The following is a 20,681-nucleotide window of genomic DNA, read 5'->3' as shown; positions in this document are numbered from 1 at the left end:
TGGTGACATACCTTCATTCTACCCGCTAAGCACGGGGGCTACGCCACACTATTTTTATCGGTGCAGACGGGGCGATCACCGCGTACCTGGCGGCTGACATAGCGTTCAAGGTAGGGAACAGGAAGCGGCTTGGAGGCGAGGTATCCCTGGAAGAAATGGCAGCCCTGTGCCTGCAGAAACTCCAGTTGCTGGCGGGACTCCACCCCCTCCGCCGTCACGTTGAACCCCATGTGGCGGGCCATGGCGATCACGGCCTCGACGATGGCCATGTTGTCACCATCCTTGGGAATGTCCTGGATGAAAGAGCGGTCGATCTTGAGCTCGTCAGCCGGCAGCCGCTTGAGGTAGCTCAGGGAAGAGTACCCCGCCCCGAAGTCGTCGATGGCAAAGCTGATGCCCAGGGTCTTGAGTTCCGCCATCTTGCTGATGGTGTCTTCCGCATGACCCAGCACCACCGACTCGGTGATCTCCAGGTTGAGGCAGGCGGGATCCATGCCGGTGGCAGCCAGCACGTCGTGAATGCGATCGACAAAGTCGGGAGCATGGAACTGTTTGGCGCTCACGTTGACCGACAGCTGGGGGACGTGGATCCCGTTCTCCTCCCAGGAGACGTACTGGGTACAGGCTTCGTGCAATACCCAGTTGCCGATGTCGACAATGAGATCCGTCTCCTCGGCAATGGGGATGAACTCGGCAGGCGACACCAGGGCACGCCCGGGGGGTTGCCAGCGGATCAGTGCCTCGACACCGATGATCTCCCCCCCCGCCACCATATGCTGGGGCTGGTAGTGGAGAGTCAGCTCCCCATTGTCGAGGGCACTGCGCAGCTCGTTGTGAATGTGCAGACGCCGGTCGGCCTGCAACTGCATGGAGGCATCGAAGAAGCGCCGGGTCTTGCGGCCCGCCGATTTCGCCTGATACATGGCGGTGTCAGCCTGCTTGAGCAGATCCCCCGCCTCCTGCTCCCGACCGGGGAAGAGGGTGATGCCGACACTGGCGCCGATGTGCAGCACCTGACCTCTGAAATCATAGGGGGCGGCGATCTCCCCGATCAGCCGCTCCGCGATGAGGTCGGCCTGCATCTCCGCCTGGGGCGGGCTGATGGAGAGCGCTGGCAGCAACAACACGAACTCGTCGCCGCCGAGACGGGCCAGACAATCCCCCTGGCGCACCAGCCGCTTGAGACGGCTGGCCACCTCCTTGAGCAGCCAGTCGCCGGTGGCGTGACCCAGGGAATCATTGATGGTCTTGAAGTGGTCGAGATCGATGAACAGCAGGGCCCCGATAAGGTGACTGCGATTTGCATCGGTGAACGCCTGGGTCAGGGTTTCGTGCAGCTGACGGCGATTGGGCAGGCCGGTCAGCTCGTCATAGAAGGCGAGATCCTGGATGCGGCGCTCCGCCGCCTTGCGCTCGGAAATATCCTCGAAGAAGATGACATAGTGGCTGATCCCCCCCTTCTCATCCTGCACCGGCGTGACGATCTCCCACTGGGGATAGGCGTGACCGTCGGCGTGCAGGCGCAGGGTTTCCCCCTGCCAGCGATCCAGGGCGTTGAGCTCGTAACCCAGCCCTCCCAGCCCCGACCAGAGATCGTTGCCAAGATGCAGACCAATCACCCCCTGGTTGTCAAAGCCGGTGATCTGGCTGAAGGCGTAATTGACCCGCAGGATCTTGAACTCGGGATCCGTGATGATGATCCCTTCGTGAGTTTCAAAGGCCACCGCAGACAGCCGCATCAGGGCATCGCTTTGCAGGCGCTCCAGCTCGGCCACCATGCGCACCGAGAAGATGGTCAGGACGGAGTCCAGATCCGTGGTCCGGGTCTGGCTCGGGAACAGCAGGGCAAGATGGCCCAGGATCTGACCGTTGCGATCGAGCAGCGGCTGGGCGTAATAGTGCTGGCACGGGGGCAGGTCAGGATACCCGGTCAGGGGTTCACTCACGGGGACCGCGCAGGAGGCCCCCTGGCGATAGAGCTGCTGGCAGGGCATGTCACAGAGGGCATACTCCTTGACGTCGATGCCGTGGCTCGCCAGCACTCTCAGCCTGTCGAGACCAACCCGCTCCGTCAGCCAGACGGCAGTGGCTCCCAGGATATGGGCCAGCTCGTTGACCAGGGTCTGGCAAAAATCGAGCCCCGTCTTGGCGGAGAGCGCCTGCGCCAGCTTGGCCAGCAAGGGGGCCTGCAACATGGGAAGCGGCGGTGTCACGCCTGCGGGGGAGTTGGCGCGATCCATCTCGCGATGCATCATTTCGAGGGGGGCAAGCCAGCCACAACAGAGCCCCTGTGCAGGCACATACTGACCGTACCAGAGCGCATGGTGTACCTTGCCGTCCTCATCGCGCAGGTGACCGATGAACTGGCCAGGCTGGCCGGAATCGTGGAGTCTTGCAAGAAAATCGGCGAAACCCGCTTCATCTTCCCGCTCAAGTTGGGTGGCCCAGGGGTGGGCTCCCTCCCCTGCCCAGGGTTCACAAGAGACATGATCAGACAGGCTCCATTGCCCATGCTGCCGATCATAAAACCACATCATCTGGGTGGCTTGCTGCTTCATCTACGACTCCAACCACTACAACCACGTTATCCACCCCGACTCCTGCAGAAAAGCATATCCGTTTGCGCGCATATCTCCACCGGCGCATGGCAATGATTTTGCGATGCGATGAGGCGATGTGGGTGGAGAAAATTCGAGACTATGCGGCAAAAACCAAACATCGGGTCGACACAAGGCGCTGCCGAGGGGGGACAGAAACGATCCTATTTGCTGATACTGCCTGCCTGTTTCACTGAGCTCAAGCGGTTTTTGGCATGAAACGGGAAAAGCTCACAATTTATGGACAGCGGGATTCCCAAGGGGATTTTTCGTGACACAGATCACATTTTGATTTGGCGACATGGGTAATCTGGAGGTGAAGACACAAGCAAGACGACCCGAAGGGGGCCATTATGAAAATCGAAATGACCAGTAAAATCATCGACATCACCCCAGCCATCCGCGAGCGCATTGAATCCCGTTTTGAAAAGCTCGAGCGTCTTCAGGTGCCTCTTATCACACCCCATGTGATCATCTCCAAAGAGCGTTTGATGTATATCGTCGAAGCCACTATCGGCATTCCCAACGGCAAACTGTTTGCGCAGGCAGAGCACGAGGATCTCTATGCCGCCATCACGGACCTGGGCCAGAAGCTGGAACGCCAGCTCAACCGTCACACAGAAAAACCCATCGCCCGTCGTGCCGCCGGCAAGGAAGTGCCCCAACCGGACGAGGCAGACGCCTGACAAGGTTCACCATTCATAAAGCAAAAGGCGGGTCATCCCGCCTTTTTGCATTCTACCGTGCCGTCACCCCAGCCAGCGCAGCCTGGCATCCACCCCTTGCGCAAGCTCATCGAGCAGCGGCAGCATCAGCAGCGGAGCCTCCTCCCTGGGGTCAGCGCCCATAGGTCGGGCCTGCCAGCGCTCGCGACCCAGTGCCGAGAGGTTGTCGTACACCGCGGGATCCAGCGCGGGTGTTCGGCTCACCAGTGGCGGGGAGCGCAGCGCCAGCCAGAGTCTCACATCCGTCATGCACCCACCCTGTTGCAGACGCTCGTTGAGGCTGGTGGCATCGCTCTCTTCCACCCCGCCTTGCAGGGACGCCCGGGGCATCAGACCGAAACGGGAGCGCCAATCCAGCTCACCCGACGCAGGCTTGGGCGGGGCATCAAACCAGGGCTGCTCTTCCACCGCATCGGTCAGCAGCGCCAGGTGCAGCCTGAAGTCGGCACGGTCCCCCGCACGGAGATCCTGGTTGAGCCGTTGGCCCAACTGGGCCTCATCCACGAGCAAGCGGTCACGAATCGCACTGGGCAGCATGAGATAAATCTTGGAAATGAAGGTTTCATTGCTTATCGGCCATCAACCCGATCCTTTAAGCATTAAAAATCCCGGCAGAGGGGTTCACAAGCGCGACAGATCTGTTAGTATGCGCCTCGCACTTGGGGAGGGGTTCCCGAGCGGCCAAAGGGATCAGACTGTAAATCTGACGGCTCTGCCTTCGAAGGTTCGAATCCTTCTCCCTCCACCATTCAAGTGCGCACAATCAGGTCATGCCCCGTGGAGGGGTTCCCGAGCGGCCAAAGGGATCAGACTGTAAATCTGACGGCTCTGCCTTCGAAGGTTCGAATCCTTCTCCCTCCACCATCTTTCAGAAAGCCCGGCCTTATGCCGGGTTTTCGCTTTTCTGCCTTCCACAAATCCCCTTCTTCTCTACAAAAAAAAACGGGAGGCCAGGCCTCCCGTCAATATATGCACGCTCTCACCCCGAACCTACCTACAACAGCAGTCATCGGCAGGTCGGGCAGAGGGGGATAAGCGTCCCCCCCAGGTATCTGTCTTGTCATCCGCGCCCCCTTACAGGGTGAAGCGATAGAAGATATCCACCGCCTGGGCCACCCCGCTCATGGCCTGCAGATAGAGCCTTGGCATCAGCTCGTAGCGCAGCTTGAATTCGGCGATGGGGCTGAACACCCCGACCCCGTACTGGAACTGCAAGCCGGGCAGCAGGTAGGCCGACATGGTCACCTGGGTGTCATCACCACTGCCTGCGGTATCGAGGACCACGTCGCTCATGCCGAGGGACTCCCCGATGCTGGAGACCACGCCGCTCGCCTGGCTCACGGCCCCCGCCACCAGCAGGCCGTTGAAGCCGCCATCCTCGCCGCTGGTCTGCAATCCCTTGCCCCGCAACAGATAGGAGAGCTGTTCGGACTGCGCCATCTGCGGCTCGGAATAGACGGTGATCTTCGGCTTGGTGGCCGGCCCCGTCACCCGCACCCCGACGGTCACGTTGTCCTCGATGGTGTCCGGATCCCGATAGGTCTCGATGTTGAGATAGGGCTGATCAATGGGGCCGGAGAAGAGGATCCGCCCCTCCTTGATGATGAGGTTCTGGCCATAGGCCTTGAAGCGCCCGTCCCTGAGCTCCAGTTGCCCGTTGCCCGAGAGCGGCTTGGAGGGATCCTGGCGAATGTTGAGGGCCCCTCCCACCTTGGTCTTGAGTCCCATGGCTTCGAGGCGGACGTCGTCCCCGAGCCGGATGGCGAGCCTGATCTCCATGGGCAGCGGTGCCGCCTTGGGGACCGGCGGCAGATCGTCGTAGATGACGGTGACGTCATCGGAGACCGCTACCGCGCTGTCTGGCAGGCTCTTGACCAGGATGCGCGACCAGGGGATGTCCACCTGACCGGTCACCCTGGTCTCCTCCCCGAGAGAGATGGCGATGTCAGGTGTCACCCTGACCCGGCCCATGCCCGGGTACTGGGCTTCCAACTCCTTGCCCTGAATGGTGAGGCTGCCAGTCACCGGCTGCTGGGCCCAGCTCAGCCAGCCCCCCAGCACCAGGGGGCCCTTGCCCACCATCATGGAGCCGTCGAGTTCGGCCCGGTTGCCTTCTATTTTGAGGCGGGTCACCAGCTTGGAGAGGGTCACCATGTCGGAGTGGGTCTGAACCTCCCCCTCCTTCAGGTTCAGCTCGCCATACAGCAGGGGGGCAGCCAGGGTACCGTCGAAGCGGGCATCCGCCGAGATGACCCCTTGCAGGGAGCGCACTTCGGGAATGAGGGGCGCAAAGGTCGCCAGCTTCAGATCGTCAAACCTGAGTTGACCGCCGAGGTTGCCGCGGCCGGCGGGATCCCGGATCAGCAGATCGGTGTCGATGTTGCCGATCTGCTCGGAGGCGAAATCGACCCGGATGGCGGCCTGCTGGCGCTCGAAGTCGATCCCGAGCTCGAGGCGCTGGTAGTCGGTCTTGAGTTCGTCGGCGACGAAGGTCCCAGGCGTGGTACGCACGGTGGCGTGCAGGGTCGGCTGGTTGCCGCGCCAGCTGGCGCGCCCGTCGGCCGACAGCACCGCCTGCCAGCGGAAATTGTCCGGCAACCAGGGGCGCAGCCGCTTGAGATCAAATTCGTTCAGGGCAAATTCCAGATTGCCCTGGGACTGGGCTATCCGGCTCCCCTTGACGCAGAGACTGGCCTTCTGGGACGCGAGGCAGAGATCCCCCATGGTCAACTGCTGTTTCGGCAGATCCAGGTCCAGAGACCAGGGGGCGGTCAGCGCCCAGCGCTTGAGGGGAGTCTTGAGCTTCAGCTCGGCAAGGGCGCCACGCCAGTGGTCACCGCGCAGGCTGCCATTCAGGCTGAGGTCTGCCGCCAGGGGATCCCCCTTCATGGTCAAGGTGAGCCCGTGGCGCTCGAGATCGCCGCTCAGGTTCAGGGCGATTTGCGAGAGCTTGGTCTCCCCCTGCGCCAGGCTCGCCACCGTCACCGCCACCTCACCGGCGGGCTTCTCCCCGACCAGGGCGTTGGCCTTGATGACGGTCTCCTTGAGGACGGTGCCCGCGTAGGCGAGTCGGCCCGACACCAGGTCGGCATTCACGCGCGGCGCCTGCTGGTTGCCGGTGACGCGCACCTGGCCCTTGATGTCCCCTCCCAGACCCGGGTAGATACCCCCAAGCTTGGGCGCATCCAGATCCGCATCCAGCTTCCAGGCCTGGGTCGTGAGCGAGCCTTTGGCCTGCAGCCGGTTGGGGCCGCTTTGCAGCGCCAGGGCCGGGATGGTCCACTCCATCATGTCGTTGCCGCTGAGCCTGCCCTGCAAGGCCAGGGGATACTGGTTGAGCTTGCCATCCACCTTGAGCTCGGGCAGGGCCAGCTGCCAGTGGCCCGCCTCATCCAGATCGAAGCGGCTGGTGATCTTGCCCGCCAGTGCCCCCTTGATCTCGGGCACCAGCTCCGCCGGGTTGATCCCCTTGAATTCGGTCGTCCCCTGCCACTGGACCCCCTTGCTCCAGGCAAGCTTGCCGTCGAGCTTGAGCTCCCCCTTGAGGGCCCCCAGCAGCAGCTCGATGCGGCTCAGCTGGTTGAGATCCCCCTTGCCCGAGAGCGCCACCTTGAAGGGGGGCACATCGGTCCCCTTGCCGGCGGTGTTGAGCGCAAACTGGTAACCGGAGAGCTTGCCCTTGGCGCTCAGGGTGCCCTTGTCCAGCCGATAGCTGGGCTCATCCTTGGCGGGCTTGTGCAGGGGCCAGGCGAGGCTCTTCCAGTCCAGCGCCAGATCGAAGGGCAGATCCGGGTCGAGGGCCGCGAGGGATCCTTTGAGATTGGCGCCCACCGGCCCCTTGGCCTTGAGTGCCAGCCCAAGCTTGCCCACAGAACCGTCCAGGACGAGATTGACCTGCTCCCCCTTGAGCTCCCCGTCCAGCAGCCCTTGACGCGCCTTGGCATCCAGGGTCAGGGCGAGGGGGTAATCCTCGTGCAGGCGCACCTGACCACGCAAGGCCAGATCCGCCATGGCATGGCGCAAGGAGAGCTCCCGGATGTCGATGCGCTCCTCCTCGGCGGTGGCCGACAGCAACAGGTTGTCTAGCCCCTCCACCAGCTCACCTTGCTGATAACGGAACGCCGTGGCTTTCAGCCCCTCCAGCTGGATGGGGAAAGGCAGTCGCACCGCCGGCAGCACCATGGGCTCGGGCTTGCTTGCGGCCTGCGTCTTGTCACCGGGGGCAGCCTTGCCCTCGCCGGCCGCCAGGGTGGCGCTTTTCTCATCCGCCGGTTTGGCGCCCTTGTCACTGGCCGCCTCCACCGGGGACGGTGCCACCACCACGTTCAGGCCATCGAGCACGGGGCCGCGCACGATGAGCCCGGCGCGATCCAGGGCGGCGCCAATGTCCAGATCCTTGAGGGTGATCGTCACGCCGGGCACCGCCACATCGAGATCGGCAACCTTGAGGCTGTCGACCTGGATTTTGAGCGGCAACGGATGCCAGACGAAGGGCTCCGACGGCTCTTCCGGCACCGGCTCGGACTCCGCCACCCGGACCACGGGGCGAGTCACCGCCAGAGACTTGATCCAGAGCTTGCCCTGCAGGAGCTTGCCCAGATCCCAGTCCAGCACGGCCCGCTCCACGGTGACATCCACCAGCTCGTCCTGCCAGCCAACCCCTTCGAAGGTCCAGCCATACCCGAGTTGCCCCGCCACCAGCTCCCCCTTGAGGGAGGGCAGCGCGGCTCTGGCCTGTTGCCACAACCACTTGTTGCCCTGATGGGTGAAGCCCAGCAGGCTGACGCCGATGAGCAGCAGGAAGAAGAGGCCCATGAGCCACAAGAAAATGCGTTTTACCCAGATCACGATGCAGACCCCTGCAAGGAAAGCAGCCGCAGCGGCCAGAAAAGAGAAAGAAGAGGATGTGCGCCTGGTTGCCGGGTCATAGTTCCGGCCCCAGCGCGAAGTGCAGCCGCAGCGGCTTGTCCTCCTCGGAGATGCCCACCGCCAGATCGAGCCTGACCTGACCGATGGGGGTGACCCAGCGCACCCCGACCCCGGTGCCTATCTTCCAGGCCTCGCTGTAGTCGACGGTGGCGGTCCCGGCGTCCACGAACAGGGCACCGAGCCACTTCTCGCTGAAGCGGTAGTTGTACTCCAGGCTGCCGACGCTGGCGTAGCGCCCGCCGGTCAGCTTGCCATCGTCCCCCCGTGGCGAAATGGTCTCGTAACCGTAGCCCCGGACCGTCTGATCGCCGCCGGTGAAGAAGCGCAGGGAGGGGGGGACCAGGGAGAAATCATCCCCGACGATGGCCCCCTGTTCGGCCCGCATCAGGAAACGGTGATCTTCGCCCAGGGTGCGCAGCCACTTGCTGCGCCCCCACACCCGCATGAAGCTGATGTCGGACCCCCAGTAGGGGCTCGAGAACTCCATCGTCAGTTGCTGGCGATCCCCCCAATCCGGCACCAGACCGCCGCGCACCCGCAGCCGTGACCAGGAGACGCCGGGGATCAGCAGCAGGCTGTTCCCCTCGTCCTGACCCTGGACGTAGCGCTCGTTCTCCAGGCGCACAAAGACGTCTCTGTCCCAGCTCTCCGGTCGGCGTGTCCAGCGGTGCACCCCGAAGGTGGCCAGATCGGAGCGGGTGTCGTTGTTGTCGGTGTATTGATAGCCCGCCTGCAGGGAGTAGTAATCCCGCAGCGGGTTGCCCACCGGGATCTGGTAGTCGAAGCTGAGCTCCGCTTCCGGCGCCGAGATCTTGGCGGTGCTGGAGAGGCGGTGACCATAGCGGTTCACCCAGGGTTTCTCCCAGGTGGCACTCAGGCGCGGCCCCACGTCCGTGGCATAACCGATACCGGTCTCAATTTCGTGATCGACCCGGTTGGAGAGGGTCACCTGCACCGGCACCCGGTTGCCCTCGGCCTGGCTGATCAGGGGTTTGATGTCCACCTGCTTGAACTGCTTGGTGGAGGAGACATCCTGGGACATCTCCGCCAGACGGATCGCCAGATAGGGGTCGCCGCTCTTGATGTTGATGAGCGGGCGAATAAGGTGCAGTGCCTCCGGCGTCGCGTCATAGCGGATCTCGCCGAAATGGTAGCGCGGGCCAGAGCGAAACAGGATGTAGATCTCCGCCTTGCCCTGTTCCGGGAAAACCTTGACCTGGCTCTTGCTGATCTTGGCGTCAAAATAGCCGCGGGCCAGCCCCAGACTGCCGAGATCCGCCTTGATGGATTCATATTTGCCGTGGTTGAGGGGATCTCCCTCCTTCAGGGGCAGCTTGTCCAGCAGCTCGCTGTACACCTCGTCGCTCCCCGCATCCCCTTCCAGCAGGATGTCGAGGCGCGAGATGATCACGGGTTCCCCCCGCTCAATCTCGATCACCACCTTGGCGGGCGTCTTCTTGTCGCGGTTCAGGGTGATCTTGGGCTGGTAGTAACCATAGACCTGCAGCGCCTTCTGTACGCTCTCGGTGATCTTTGCGCGGGCGGGGCGGTACTGGCGTTCCTGATAGACGGGCAGGGCGTTGAGGTAGGCCTCGACGTTGTCTTTCTGCTCTCCCCTGACCCCCTTGATCTGGTAGGTCAACTTGGCCGCCATGGCGGGCATCGCCATCAGCCAGAGAGCGAGGGCGAGCAGCAAGAGACCGGGCCCGGGGCGACGGGATCGCCCGGATGAAGTGCTCCCGGTGAGAAAAGTAGGATAGCATCCTGTCAAACGTCATTTTCCCCGAATAACATGATTTAAAGATTGTGTTATTTAGTACGATACCGAGACTCATCCCGGGCGAGTGCCGCTCATCCTAGCATAATCACGACGGCGAAATCCCACGCTCGGGGCCCCTTTGCGTGCCGCTCTGCCGCCCCCGGTGCGGGGATCGCTTCGGCCCAGCAAGGAGCCAGCCGGGTGTGAGGAGCCAAACTGCGCACAATCCGGGCAAGGGGCGAACAAAACGCCACCACCGACCCCGCCACGCCGGATCTCCCCTGGCGGCCTTGGGCTGGCAGCAGGGTCCGGCTCGTCGCGACAACCCTTGTCGGACACCCCGCATCCGGCGGGTTTCGTCAACCCGTCCCCCTCGACTTGCTCCGTGCCCTCTTCCCCGCCCTGCCTGCTATTGAACAGGAAAATAAGTTTAAATCAATCACTTGAATAGATGGCACTAAAGCTTCGTTCAATTCAATCGATTTATCCCGCTGCCCCTGCGCTCCTGCCTGTCCCACACTGATCCCAATCATCGCAGGAGAGACCCCATGCACCTACGTAGCGAACAACTGGCTGACTACATCGCCGACCGACTCGAGTTCATCACCTTCCTGGCCTGCTGCAGCGCCCTGCTGGCATTGCTGACCGGCATGAACGGCCAGCAGGCCCTCGCCTTCACCGCGCTCAATCTGCCCTTTGGCCTGGCCCTGCTGCTGGGCATGGCCCTGCTCGCCCCCCTGTCTGCCCACTGGCGCCTGCCCGGCATAGTCCTGCTGCTGGTGAGCGCAGCCCTGGCCACCCTGCAGATGGGAGGCAACTGGCTCAACCCCCTGGCCATCTGGAGCCTCTATGCCCTGCTGGGGCTGGAGATCCTCTGGCAATCCCGGGCCAGGGTCCCCCTGGCCGCCGGCCCCCGGAGCCGGGTCTCGCGCCCGAGGGGCTGACGCGGAGGCGCAATTGCAGTAATCTTGCGCCCCCTTTCCCCTCGCCGAGGAGCATTCCGATGAAAAAAGCCTGTGCCCAGCACATCCTGGTCAAGACCGAGAAACAGTGTCTGGAGATCAAGGAGAAGCTCGCCAAGGGCGCCGATTTCAGCCAGATGGCCAAGCGTTTCTCCACCTGCCCTTCCGGCAAGCGTGGCGGCGATCTGGGAGAGTTCTCCAAGGGGGACATGGTCAAGTCCTTCGACGATGCCGTGTTCAAGGGGGAGCTGCTGACCGTGCTGGGGCCGGTGCGCACCAAGTTCGGCTTCCACCTCATCAAGGTGCTCTATCGCAACTGATCCAGGGCGACGAGGCCATCGGTTCTCTGAGCCGCACGCCTGGGATTGATGATCATTTACTAACGTTATCAGGCAATTAAGTTTATCCTTCTGGGCATAGTTCCATCCTGACCCGTGGATCCCTCTTATGCACAGCTCTTTGTGGTGGCCGCTGCTGACCTGGCTATTGCCCCTTTGTGGGGCTCTTGGCAGCCGCGCCCATCTCTGGCCCTGGTGGCTCGGCTTCATCCTCTGTCTCGCCAGCGCCCTCCTCAGCCTCGTGCTGCTGCTGCGCCTGCCCTGGCGCTATCGCCGCACCACCAACCTCTGGCCGGATATCTGGGGCATTGCTCCCCTGCTGTTGCCCCTGCTGTTTCTCGTCCAGGCGCTGCGCTCCCCCCTCACCAACGACGTCAGCACGGATCCCTACCATCCGCCACGGCTCCAGTGGGCCGAGCAGCTCAGAAGCCCGGAGGATCTCCCGGTCTCCCCCCCGCCCCTGCAACTATTTCCAGGCAACCCCGGTCCTCTCTATACCCGGGCATCCCCGGTCGAAGTGCTCGCGGAAGCCGAGGAACTGATGACGGAGCTGGGCTGGCAGGTTCACCCGGGCAGCGAGGGTATCGATGCCGTCGTCACCACCGGCTGGTTCGGGTTTCAGGATGACGTGGCCCTGCGGGTCTTTGCCGGGCCCAAAGAGACCCGTATCGACATGCGCTCCGCCTCGCGCCAGGGGCGCAGCGATCTGGGGGTCAACCGGGCACGGATCATCGATTTCCTGAATCGGTTGAACGAGCGCCTGGGCGGGGCCTACAAGCCCAAGATGGAGAAGCTCAAAGAGGAACAAGATGCGCATTGAGGTCAAACCGGACCGGGCCTACGCCTGGTTCATCCGCCCCTTCTTCTGGCTGCAGAAACGCAACTACGGTCAGGTACTGATCCCGGGCAAGTGCTGGGGGCGCTCCCCCAGGCTGTTCGCCGCGGTCGCCACCCTCTACGGCGTCATCAACCGCAAGCGCTCCCCCATCGACCCCGTGCTGCGCTCCCTGGTGACGGTGCGGGTCTCCCAGCTCAACTGGTGTCGTTTCTGTGTCGACATCAACGCCATGACCCTCGTCAAGCGGGCAGGCTCCAGCGACAAGGTGGAGGCGCTGGCCCGGTGGCGCGACAGCCCCTTGTTCGACGAGCGGGAACGGGCCGTGCTGGACTATGCCGAGGCCATGACCGGGCTGGATGGCGTGAGCGACGAGCAGGCCGCCCGCCTCAAGCCCTGGTTCGATGACGACGCCCTGGTGGAGCTCACCGGCCTCATCGCCTTCCAGAACATGTCCGCCAAGTTCAATGCCGCTCTCGACATCGCTCCCCAGGGGTTCTGCCAGTTGCCGGTGCAACCCGAGAGTCCCCTCGACAAGGGGCAGGGATGAACAGGGCACGCCTGCTGCTGTTGCTGGCGATGGGGGTCCTGGTCGGCACCTTCTTTGCCCTCGACCTTGACCACTATCTGAGCCTCACCCAGTTGCAGGCTCATCAGGAGCGCCTGGCCCTTTGGGTCGACCGCCATGTTGTCGCAGCCAGCCTGCTGTTTCTGGTGATCTATGTGCTCACCACCGCCCTCTCCCTGCCGGGGGCTGCCCTGCTCACCCTGGCGGGCAGCGCCGTCTTCGGCATCCTGTGGGGGCTCTTGCTGGTCTCCTTTGCCAGCTCCCTCGGCGCCACCCTGGCCTTTCTCAGCGCCCGCTTCCTGCTGCGGGACTGGGTCGAGACACGCTTTGGCGACAAGCTGGCGAGCGTTCAGGCCGGCATGCAAAAGGAGGGGGCCTTCTATTTGCTGAGCCTGCGCCTCATCCCCCTCTTCCCCTTCTTTCTGGTCAACCTGGTGATGGGGCTCACCCCCATCAGAGTCAGCACCTACTACTGGGTCAGCCAGCTCGGCATGCTGCCGGGCACCCTCGTCTACGTGCTGGCGGGGAGCGAGCTGGCGACCCTCACCAGCACAGGCAACCTCTTCTCCCCCGGCCTGCTGGCCGCCCTGACCCTGCTCGGCCTGATGCCCTGGCTGATGCGTGCCTTGCAGCGCCGTCTCGCCCTCTACCGGTTGCACGCCCCCTACCGCAAGCCGGCGCACTTTGACTACAACCTGCTGGTGATAGGTGCCGGCGCCGGAGGCCTGGTCACCAGCTACATCGCCGCCGCGGTGAAAGCCAGAGTGGCCCTCATCGAGCAGCACAGGATGGGGGGGGATTGCCTCCATACCGGCTGCGTCCCCTCCAAGGCGCTGATCCGAAGCGCCCGCTTCGCCATTGAACAGCGCAAGGCCGGGGAGCTTGGTTTTACCCCGAGCCAGAGCCGCGCCGACTTCGCCGCCGTGATGGCGCGGGTCGCCCGGGTCATCGAGGAGGTCGAACCCCACGACTCGGTGGCGCGCTATGAAGGACTCGGGGTGGAGTGCATCCAGGGGCGGGCGCGAGTCACCTCCCCCTGGGAGGTGGAGGTCAACGGCAAGCGCCTGACCAGCCGTCATATCGTGATCGCCACCGGCGCCCGCCCCCGGGTGCCCGCACTGCCGGGGCTGGACAGGGTTCCCTACCTCACCTCCGACACCCTCTGGCAGCGACTGCGCGAGCCCCCCCGCCATCTGCTGGTGCTGGGAGGAGGCCCCATCGGCTGCGAGCTGGCCCAGAGCCTGGCCCTGCTCGGTATCCCCGTCACCCTGGTGGAGCAAGGCCCTCAGCTGCTGCCCCGGGAAGATAGGGACGTCGCCGGGGCCCTGGCCGCGCAGCTGGAGCACGACGGCGTCACCCTGCACCTCGGCTGGCAGGCTACCTCGGCCGGGTATATGGACGGTAAAGGCGCCAACCTGCCCATCCGGCTGTACCTGCGCCGGGGGGACGAGACGCTGGTGGTTGAGGGGGACCAGCTGCTGCTGGCCCTTGGCCGGGAGGCCAACGTGAGCGGTTTCGGGCTGGAGGCGCTGGGGGTTGAACTGGCCCCCGGCGGCACCCTGGCCATCGACGGCTTCCTCGCCACCAACTACCCCAGCATCCTGGCGGTGGGGGACGTTGCCGGCCCCTACCAGTTCACCCATTTTGCCGCCCATCAGGCCTGGTATGCCGCCATCAACGCCCTCTTTGGCCAGTTCAGGCGCTTTCGGGCAGACTACAGGGTCATGCCGGCGGCCACCTATACCAGTCCGGAGATAGCCAGGGTCGGCCTCAACCAGAAAGAGGCTCATGCCCGAGGCATCCCCTTCGAGTCGACCCGCTTCGAGATGGCCGAGCTGGATAGAGCCATCACCGACGGCGAGTCAGGGGGCTTTGTCGAGGTGCTGACGGTGCCGGGCCGTGACAGGATACTCGGGGCCACCATAGTGGGTGCTCACGCCGGCGAGCGGATCGCCGAGTTTGCTCTCGCCATGCGCCACCGCCTGGGACTTGGCAAGATCCTCGCCACCGTTCACCCCTACCCCACCCTGATGGAGGGGAACAAGTACGTGGCTGGCGCCTGGCGCCGTGCCCGCCAGCCCGGGCGCCTGCTGGCGCTGCTGGCCCGTTATCACCGCTGGCGCCGCGGCGCCTGACTCTGACGAGGCAACCATCATGTTCAAGACCCGACTTCGCGCCCTGCTCCGTCCCCTGATAGCCGCTGTCCCCCTGCTGCTGGCCTCCCCGCTCCACGCCAATGACGCATCGTGGCAGCAGACCTTGCTGGCCGCCAGGGGGCAGACCGTCTACTTCAACGCCTGGGGGGGCAGCCCCGAGATCAACGCCTACCTGGTGTGGGCCAGGCAGGAGATCGCTCGCCAGTACCAGGTCGAGCTGGTGCAGGTGAAGGTGGATGACATCGCCCAGAGCGTGAGCCAGTTGCTGGCCGGCAAACAGACTGGCAAGACGTCGAACGGCCCCATCGACCTGCTCTGGGTCAACGGCGAGAACTTCAAGGCGCTCAAGGAGCAGGGGCTGCTGGGGGCTCCCTTTACCGACGAGCTGCCCAACATGGTCCTGGTGGACACCGCCCTGCCGGTGAGTGAGGACTTCACCGTGCCGGTCGAGGGGCTGGAGGCCCCCTGGGGCATAGGCCAGCTCAATCTGATGGTGGATGACGACCAGGTAGACACACCTCCCATCTCGGCGGCCGCCCTGCTGGCCTGGGCCAAGGCTCACCCCGGCCGCTTCACCTACCCCAAGCCTCCCCAGTTTCACGGCTCGAGCTTTCTCAAGCAGATCCTGCTGGAGCTGACACCGGATCCGGCGCCCCTCTATCGGGAGGCGACCGATGCCGACTTCCTTCGCATCACCGCCCCTCTCTGGGCCTGGCTCGACCAGCTTCACCCCGCGCTCTGGCGAAAGGGCAGGCTCTTCCCCACCGGCGCAGCCGAGACCAGGCAGTTGCTCGATGACGGCGAGCTGGCCATGGCCATCAGCTTCAACCCGGGGGAAGCCCAGAGTTCGGTGCAAAACGGCACCCTGCCCCCCACCGTCAAGGCCATCGCCATGGAAAAAGGGGCGCTCACCAACAGCCATTTCCTCGCCATCCCCTTCAATGCCTCCGCCCGGGCCGGGGCCAAGGTGGTGGTCAACTTCCTGCTGAGCCCCGCCGCCCAGGCGCGCAAGAGCGACCCCGCCTTCTGGGGGGATCCCAGCGTGCTGCGCCAGGAGGCGCTGCCAGGCCAGACCCGTCCGGCATTGCGCTTCAAGGGAGTGGCAGAGCCCCATCCCAGCTGGCAGACGCGGCTGGAAGCGGCCTGGGCCGAGCGCTACGGCCACTGATCCATCATGCAGGTGCGCGCCCCTCTTCTCCTCCTGCTGCCCTTTTTGATGCTGGGAATCCCGCTCGCCGGGGGCCTGCTGTTGCTGGTCATCGAGGGGCTCGCCCCCGCCAATCTATCCCTCTTGCTCCCCCAGCCCGGACTCTGGCACTCCGCAGGGTTGAGCCTCTGGGTGGCGGGCGCCTCCACCCTGGGGGCTCTCGGCGCCACCGCCCTGCTGCTCGCCCAGGGGGACGGGCGTCCCTGGATGCGCTGGCTGCGCCGCCTGCTCTCCCCCCTGCTGGCGCTTCCCCACGTCGCCTTTGCCATCGGCATCGCCTTTCTGATCGCTCCCTCCGGCTGGCTGCTGCGCCTCGTCGCCCCCCTGCTTGACCTCACCCATCAACCCCCGGACTGGCAAACCCTCAAGGATCCCTGGGGGCTTGGCCTCATCGTGGTGCTCATCCTCAAGGAGACCCCCTTCCTGCTGCTGATGGCGCTGGCGGCACTGGATCCCGCCAAGGTGGCGCGCCAGCAGTGGCTGGGGGCCAGCCTCGGCTTCAGTGCCCCCCGGATCTGGTGGCGCCTGCTGCTGCCCGCCCTCTGGCCCGCCCTGCGACTGCCCCTCTACGCGGTGGCCGCCTATGGTCTGGCGGTGGTGGATCTCGCCCTGCTGCTGGGGCCGGATGCCCCGCCGCCCCTGGCGGTGCGACTCTGGCTCTGGTATCAGGATGCCGACCCCGCCTGGCGCGGCGCCAGTGCCAGCGGCGCCCTCTTGCTGCTCGCCCTCAACCTGCTGCTGCTTGGCGCCCTCAGGCTGCTGGAGCGGGCCCACCTCACCCTCGGCAAGGCTCGCTGGCTGGATGGGCGACGCGCCCCCGCCTCGCCCTGGCCCGCACTCATTGCCCGCATCGGCGTGTGGGGGCTGCTCCTGACCAATCTGCTGGTGCTCGCCGCCCTGCTGCTCTGGTCCCTGACCCGGCGCTGGTCTTTTCCCGCCCTCTGGCCGAGCGAATGGAGCAGCCACCACTGGCAGGCTCTGCTGCCGAGCCTGGGCCCGCTGCTGTGGCAGAGTCTGTGGCTGGCCCTGCTCTGCGCCGCGCTCTCCCTGCTGCTGGCGGTGCTCTGCCTCGAGGCGTTGCCTGCGCGCCGCGCCACACGCACCCTCTGGCTTGTCTGCCTGCCTCTGCTGCTGCCCCAGGCCAGCCTGCTGTTTGGATTGCGCCTTCAGACCGACGGGCTGGGATTCACTGGCATAGGCCCAGGCTGGGTACTCTGGAGCCAGTTGATCTTCGTCTTTCCATACGTCTATCTCTGCCTGCACGGCCCCTATCGCCAGTTCGACGAGCGCCTCACCCGGGTGGCCCTCACGCTCGGGGCCAGCCCCTGGGGGGCCTGGTGGCGAGTCAAGGGTCCCCTGCTCGCCCGTCCCCTGTTGTTCGCCTTCGGTGTCGGAGCGGCGGTGAGCCTGGCCCAATACCTGCCGACCCTGCTGTTCGGGGGCGGGCGGGTCGTCACCATCACCACGGAGGCGGTGGCCATCGGCAGCGGCCTCAACCGGCGGCTGGCGGGGCTCTACGGCCTGCTGCAACTGCTGCTGCCCCTTTTCATCTATGCCCTGGCGCTCTGGCTGCCGCGGCGCATCAACCCCGCTCTGAGGCCCTGACCCGATGCTGCATACCTCCGCACTCACCCTCTTCCTCGACGGCGCCCCCCTGCTGACGCTCCCTCCCCTCAGGGTGGCCCCGGGCGAGGTGCTCACCCTGATGGGACCGAGCGGCTGTGGCAAGAGCTCCCTGCTGGCGGCGCTGGCGGGAGTGCTGCCACCCGGGGGGCCCATCCGGCTGACCGGGGACATCCTGCTCGGCGCACGTCGCCTCACCCCGCTGCCCCCTCAGGAGAGGGGCGTCGGCATCCTGTTTCAGGATGACCTGCTGTTTGCCCACCTGACGGTGGCCGAAAATCTGATGTTCGGCATGCCGGCGCATCTCAAGGGGATGGCGGCAAGGCAGACCCGGGCCCGCGAGGCGCTGGCCGAGGTTGGGTTGGAGGCTCAGGTGGACAAGCTGCCCGGGGCGCTCTCAGGTGGCCAGAAAGCCCGCGTCAGCCTGCTGCGTGCCCTGCTGGCCGAGCCCAGGGCATTGTTGTTGGACGAACCCTTCTCCCGCCTCGACAAGCCGCTGCGGGCCGCCTTTCGTGAACTGGTGTTCGCGCAGATCAAGGCACTGGCCATCCCCGCCATTCTGGTGACCCACGACGAAGATGACGCGCCGGGCACCATCTTGCAGCTGATCCCCCCAGCCATCCCAGAAGAGGAGCACCACCTTGTTTGATCGCCACCTGATCCCGGTTATCCGCCGCCCCCTCGCCGCGCTCGCCCTCCCACTGTGCCGGGCCGGGGTGAGCGCCAACCAGGTGAGCCTCGCCGGCTTTCTCATCGGCATGCTGGCGCTGCCGCTGCTGGCCTTTGGCTGCTATCAGTGGGCGTTGGCGGCGATTCTGCTCAACCGGCTGCTGGACGGGCTGGATGGCGCCGTGGCGCGGGAAACGGGCATCACCGACTGCGGCGGGTTTCTCGACATCACGCTGGATTTCATCTTCTACGCCGCCGTGGTGCTGGGCTTTGCCCTCGCCGACCCGGCCAACGCCCTGGCCGCCGCCACCCTGCTGTTCGCCTTCATGGGCACGGGATCGAGCTTTCTGGCCTTTGCCATCATGGCGGGCAAACGGGGCATCGAGAGCCCCGTCTACCACCACAAATCCCTCTACTATCTGGGCGGGCTCACCGAGGGGAGCGAAACCATCGCCCTCTTCGTGCTCATGTGCCTCTGGCCCGCCGCCTTCGTGCCACTGGCCTACGGTTTCGCCCTGCTCTGTGCCATCACGACCCTGACCCGGATCTGGAGCGGCTACCACACCCTGCACTGACGGGATCCCCGGGGGCGCGCCGGCACGGAGCACTTGCGCCTGCACGCCAATGTTTTACCATGACGGCACTCTTTTTCAGGCTCACGAGAACCCTATGCGTCGCCTTGTCTGTGTCCTCTCCCTGTTTCCCCTGATCTACGGCTGCAGCAGCACGCCGGCGCCCAAGCCCGTGGTCAAACCCCAACCCAACAGCGCCTTCATCAACCAGACGCCGCCGAGCAAACCCTTCTACGGGCAGGTGAGCCAGCCCGGGGTCAGCAAGGGGGACTTCGCCAATCGTTCCAACGTGGACAACTTCGTGCAGCGGATGGTGCAAAAGCACGGCTTCGACAGCGCCGAGCTGCACCGGGTACTGGCCCAGGCCGAGCGTTATGACTGGATCATCAAGCTGATGGACGCCCAGGCCCCCACCACCAGACCGCCCACCGGTCCGACCGGCGCCTGGAACCGCTACCGCGCCAAGTTCATCACTCCAGACAACGTACAGAACGGCGTCAACTTCTGGCGTGAATACGAGAGTGAACTCAACCGGGCGCAGCAGATCTACGGGGTGCCACCCGAGATCATCGTCGGCATCATCGGGGTGGAAACCCGCTGGGGTCGGGTGATGGGCAAAACCCGCATTCTCGACGCCCTGGCGACCCTGGCATTTGACTACCCGCGCCGCGCCGACTTCTTCACCGGCGAGCTGGAAGCCTTCCTGGTGATGACCCGGGATGAAGGGATGGATCCCACCGAACCCAAGGGTTCCTATGCCGGGGCCATGGGCTACGGCCAGTTCATGCCGTCGAGTTTTCGCAACTACGCGGTGGACTTCAACGGCAACGGCCACACCAACCTGTGGGATCCGGTGGATGCCATCGGCAGCGTGGCCAACTACTTCAAGGCCCACGGCTGGGAGAAAGGGCAGCCGGTGGCAGTACGCGGTCAGGGACAGCTTCCGGGCTATGAGCACGGCTTCCAGACCCGCTACCCGGTGGCCACCCTGCGCGGTGCCGGGTTGACCCCAACCGGATCCCTTGGCAATCACAAGGAGGCGAGCCTGCTGCGTCTGGATGTCGGCACCGGTTACCAGTACTGGTACGGCTTGCCGAACTTCTACGCCATCACCCGCTACAACCACAGCACCCACTACGCCATGGCGGTATGGCAGCTTGGCCTTGCCGTCAGGGATGCCAGAGGCGGCTACTGAGTCAGCCTCAATGCCAACGAAAACGGGCCCGATGGGCCCGTTTTGCTATTCGTTCTCCAGCAACCAGCGCTTGAGCAGGGCGGCCAGCTGCTCCTGTTCGGCCAAGGTCAATGGGGCCAGCAGGCGGCGCTCGTTCGCCACGTGCTGTTCCACCGCATGGTCAACCAGCTCCCGCCCCGGCTCCGTCAGGCAGACCAGCAGGCTGCGCCTGTCATCGGGGGAGGCTTCACGTCTTATCAGGCCACGCTGCTCCAGCTTGTCGAGCCGGGCAGTCATGGCTCCTGAACTCAGCATGGCGGACTGGTAGAGCGCGGTCGGAGTCAGCGGCTCACCGGCCCGACGCAGGGTCGCCAGGATATCGAAGTCAGACCCCAGCAGACCGCACTCCTTGAGGGTCTCGCTCACTTCGCGCCCGGCGATCGCCGCCATGCGCGCCACCCGCCCCAGCACCCCCATGGGGGAGCAGTCGAGGTCCGGGCGCTGCCGGGCCCACTGGACCAGCAGCTGATCTACATGATCACTCTCCATTCGGGCTCCATTATCTTT

At 64.8% G+C, this 20,681-nt stretch carries 16 protein-coding genes and 2 tRNA genes; 13 read left to right on the top strand and 5 right to left on the bottom strand.

Annotation, left to right across the window (positions count from 1 at the left end):
• Positions 1 to 38 precede the first annotated feature (38 nt).
• Positions 39 to 2,558 (bottom strand): EAL domain-containing protein, encoded by a 2,520-nt coding sequence (locus HKD46_RS02340; RefSeq protein ID WP_171864874.1) that lies wholly within the window; start codon positions 2,556 to 2,558, stop codon positions 39 to 41.
• Positions 2,559 to 2,950: 392 nt separating this feature from the next.
• Between HKD46_RS02340 and hpf the strand changes: the two genes are divergently transcribed.
• Complete coding sequence (gene hpf, locus HKD46_RS02335; RefSeq protein ID WP_010674126.1) at positions 2,951 to 3,283, top strand: ribosome hibernation-promoting factor, HPF/YfiA family; 333 nt, start codon at positions 2,951 to 2,953, stop codon at positions 3,281 to 3,283.
• A 63-nt stretch (positions 3,284 to 3,346) separates the two neighbouring features.
• Here hpf and HKD46_RS02330 read toward each other — a convergent pair whose 3' ends face one another.
• Positions 3,347 to 3,859 carry a VC2046/SO_2500 family protein gene (locus tag HKD46_RS02330; RefSeq protein ID WP_171864873.1) on the bottom strand — a complete coding sequence of 171 codons (513 nt, stop codon included), beginning with the start codon at positions 3,857 to 3,859 and terminating at the stop codon, positions 3,347 to 3,349.
• Positions 3,860 to 3,985: 126 nt separating this feature from the next.
• On the opposite strand from HKD46_RS02330, the gene HKD46_RS02325 reads away from it, so the two are divergent.
• Positions 3,986 to 4,070, top strand: a tRNA-Tyr gene (locus tag HKD46_RS02325).
• A 31-nt stretch (positions 4,071 to 4,101) separates the two neighbouring features.
• A tRNA-Tyr gene (locus tag HKD46_RS02320) sits at positions 4,102 to 4,186 on the top strand.
• 210 nt (positions 4,187 to 4,396) lie between these two features.
• On the opposite strand, the gene HKD46_RS02315 is transcribed toward HKD46_RS02320, so the two are convergent.
• Entirely contained in the window at positions 4,397 to 8,170 is a 3,774-nt protein-coding gene (locus tag HKD46_RS02315; RefSeq protein ID WP_171864872.1) for a translocation/assembly module TamB domain-containing protein, read from the bottom strand.
• Positions 8,171 to 8,246: 76 nt separating this feature from the next.
• Positions 8,247 to 10,022 carry an autotransporter assembly complex family protein gene (locus HKD46_RS02310; protein ID WP_171864871.1) on the bottom strand — a complete coding sequence of 592 codons (1,776 nt, stop codon included), beginning with the start codon at positions 10,020 to 10,022 and terminating at the stop codon, positions 8,247 to 8,249.
• 536 nt (positions 10,023 to 10,558) lie between these two features.
• Here HKD46_RS02310 and HKD46_RS02305 point away from each other — a divergent pair.
• From HKD46_RS02305 to mltB, 10 genes are all read left to right on the top strand, one after another.
• On the top strand, positions 10,559 to 10,954 hold the full coding sequence (locus tag HKD46_RS02305; protein ID WP_043154193.1) for a hypothetical protein: 396 nt from the start codon (positions 10,559 to 10,561) through the stop codon (positions 10,952 to 10,954).
• A 59-nt stretch (positions 10,955 to 11,013) separates the two neighbouring features.
• Positions 11,014 to 11,292, top strand: a complete 279-nt coding sequence (locus tag HKD46_RS02300; protein WP_039039827.1) for a peptidylprolyl isomerase — start codon at positions 11,014 to 11,016, stop codon at positions 11,290 to 11,292.
• 127 nt (positions 11,293 to 11,419) lie between these two features.
• Positions 11,420 to 12,130: a DUF1499 domain-containing protein gene (locus HKD46_RS02295; protein WP_041212718.1), complete on the top strand. Its 711-nt coding sequence runs from the start codon at positions 11,420 to 11,422 to the stop codon at positions 12,128 to 12,130.
• Entirely contained in the window at positions 12,120 to 12,695 is a 576-nt protein-coding gene (locus HKD46_RS02290) for a carboxymuconolactone decarboxylase family protein (protein ID WP_161469597.1), read from the top strand. The genes HKD46_RS02295 and HKD46_RS02290 overlap by 11 nt, the downstream gene beginning before the upstream one ends.
• Positions 12,692 to 14,848, top strand: a complete 2,157-nt coding sequence (locus tag HKD46_RS02285) for an FAD-dependent oxidoreductase (RefSeq protein WP_171864870.1) — start codon at positions 12,692 to 12,694, stop codon at positions 14,846 to 14,848. The genes HKD46_RS02290 and HKD46_RS02285 overlap by 4 nt, the downstream gene beginning before the upstream one ends.
• Before the next feature lie 19 nt (positions 14,849 to 14,867).
• Entirely contained in the window at positions 14,868 to 16,037 is a 1,170-nt protein-coding gene (locus tag HKD46_RS02280) for an ABC transporter substrate-binding protein (RefSeq protein ID WP_161469599.1), read from the top strand.
• A gap of 6 nt (positions 16,038 to 16,043) precedes the next feature.
• Positions 16,044 to 17,681, top strand: coding sequence for an ABC transporter permease (locus HKD46_RS02275; protein ID WP_171864869.1), 1,638 nt, complete (start codon positions 16,044 to 16,046; stop codon positions 17,679 to 17,681).
• A 4-nt stretch (positions 17,682 to 17,685) separates the two neighbouring features.
• On the top strand, positions 17,686 to 18,348 hold the full coding sequence (locus tag HKD46_RS02270) for an ATP-binding cassette domain-containing protein (RefSeq protein WP_171864868.1): 663 nt from the start codon (positions 17,686 to 17,688) through the stop codon (positions 18,346 to 18,348).
• Complete coding sequence (locus tag HKD46_RS02265; protein ID WP_161469602.1) at positions 18,341 to 18,943, top strand: CDP-alcohol phosphatidyltransferase family protein; 603 nt, start codon at positions 18,341 to 18,343, stop codon at positions 18,941 to 18,943. The genes HKD46_RS02270 and HKD46_RS02265 overlap by 8 nt, the downstream gene beginning before the upstream one ends.
• 94 nt (positions 18,944 to 19,037) lie before the next feature.
• Complete coding sequence (mltB, locus tag HKD46_RS02260) at positions 19,038 to 20,135, top strand: lytic murein transglycosylase B (protein WP_010674112.1); 1,098 nt, start codon at positions 19,038 to 19,040, stop codon at positions 20,133 to 20,135.
• 45 nt (positions 20,136 to 20,180) lie between these two features.
• Here mltB and HKD46_RS02255 read toward each other — a convergent pair whose 3' ends face one another.
• Complete coding sequence (locus HKD46_RS02255; protein ID WP_103243435.1) at positions 20,181 to 20,663, bottom strand: MarR family winged helix-turn-helix transcriptional regulator; 483 nt, start codon at positions 20,661 to 20,663, stop codon at positions 20,181 to 20,183.
• Positions 20,664 to 20,681: the final 18 nt, after the last annotated feature.

Origin of the sequence: Aeromonas sp. TW 6, assembly GCF_013168745.1 — a bacterium.
Lineage (GTDB): Bacteria > Pseudomonadota > Gammaproteobacteria > Enterobacterales > Aeromonadaceae > Aeromonas > Aeromonas caviae.
The sequence above is the reverse complement of the archived record's forward strand: the minus strand, read 5'-3'. Positions and strand labels throughout refer to the sequence as shown.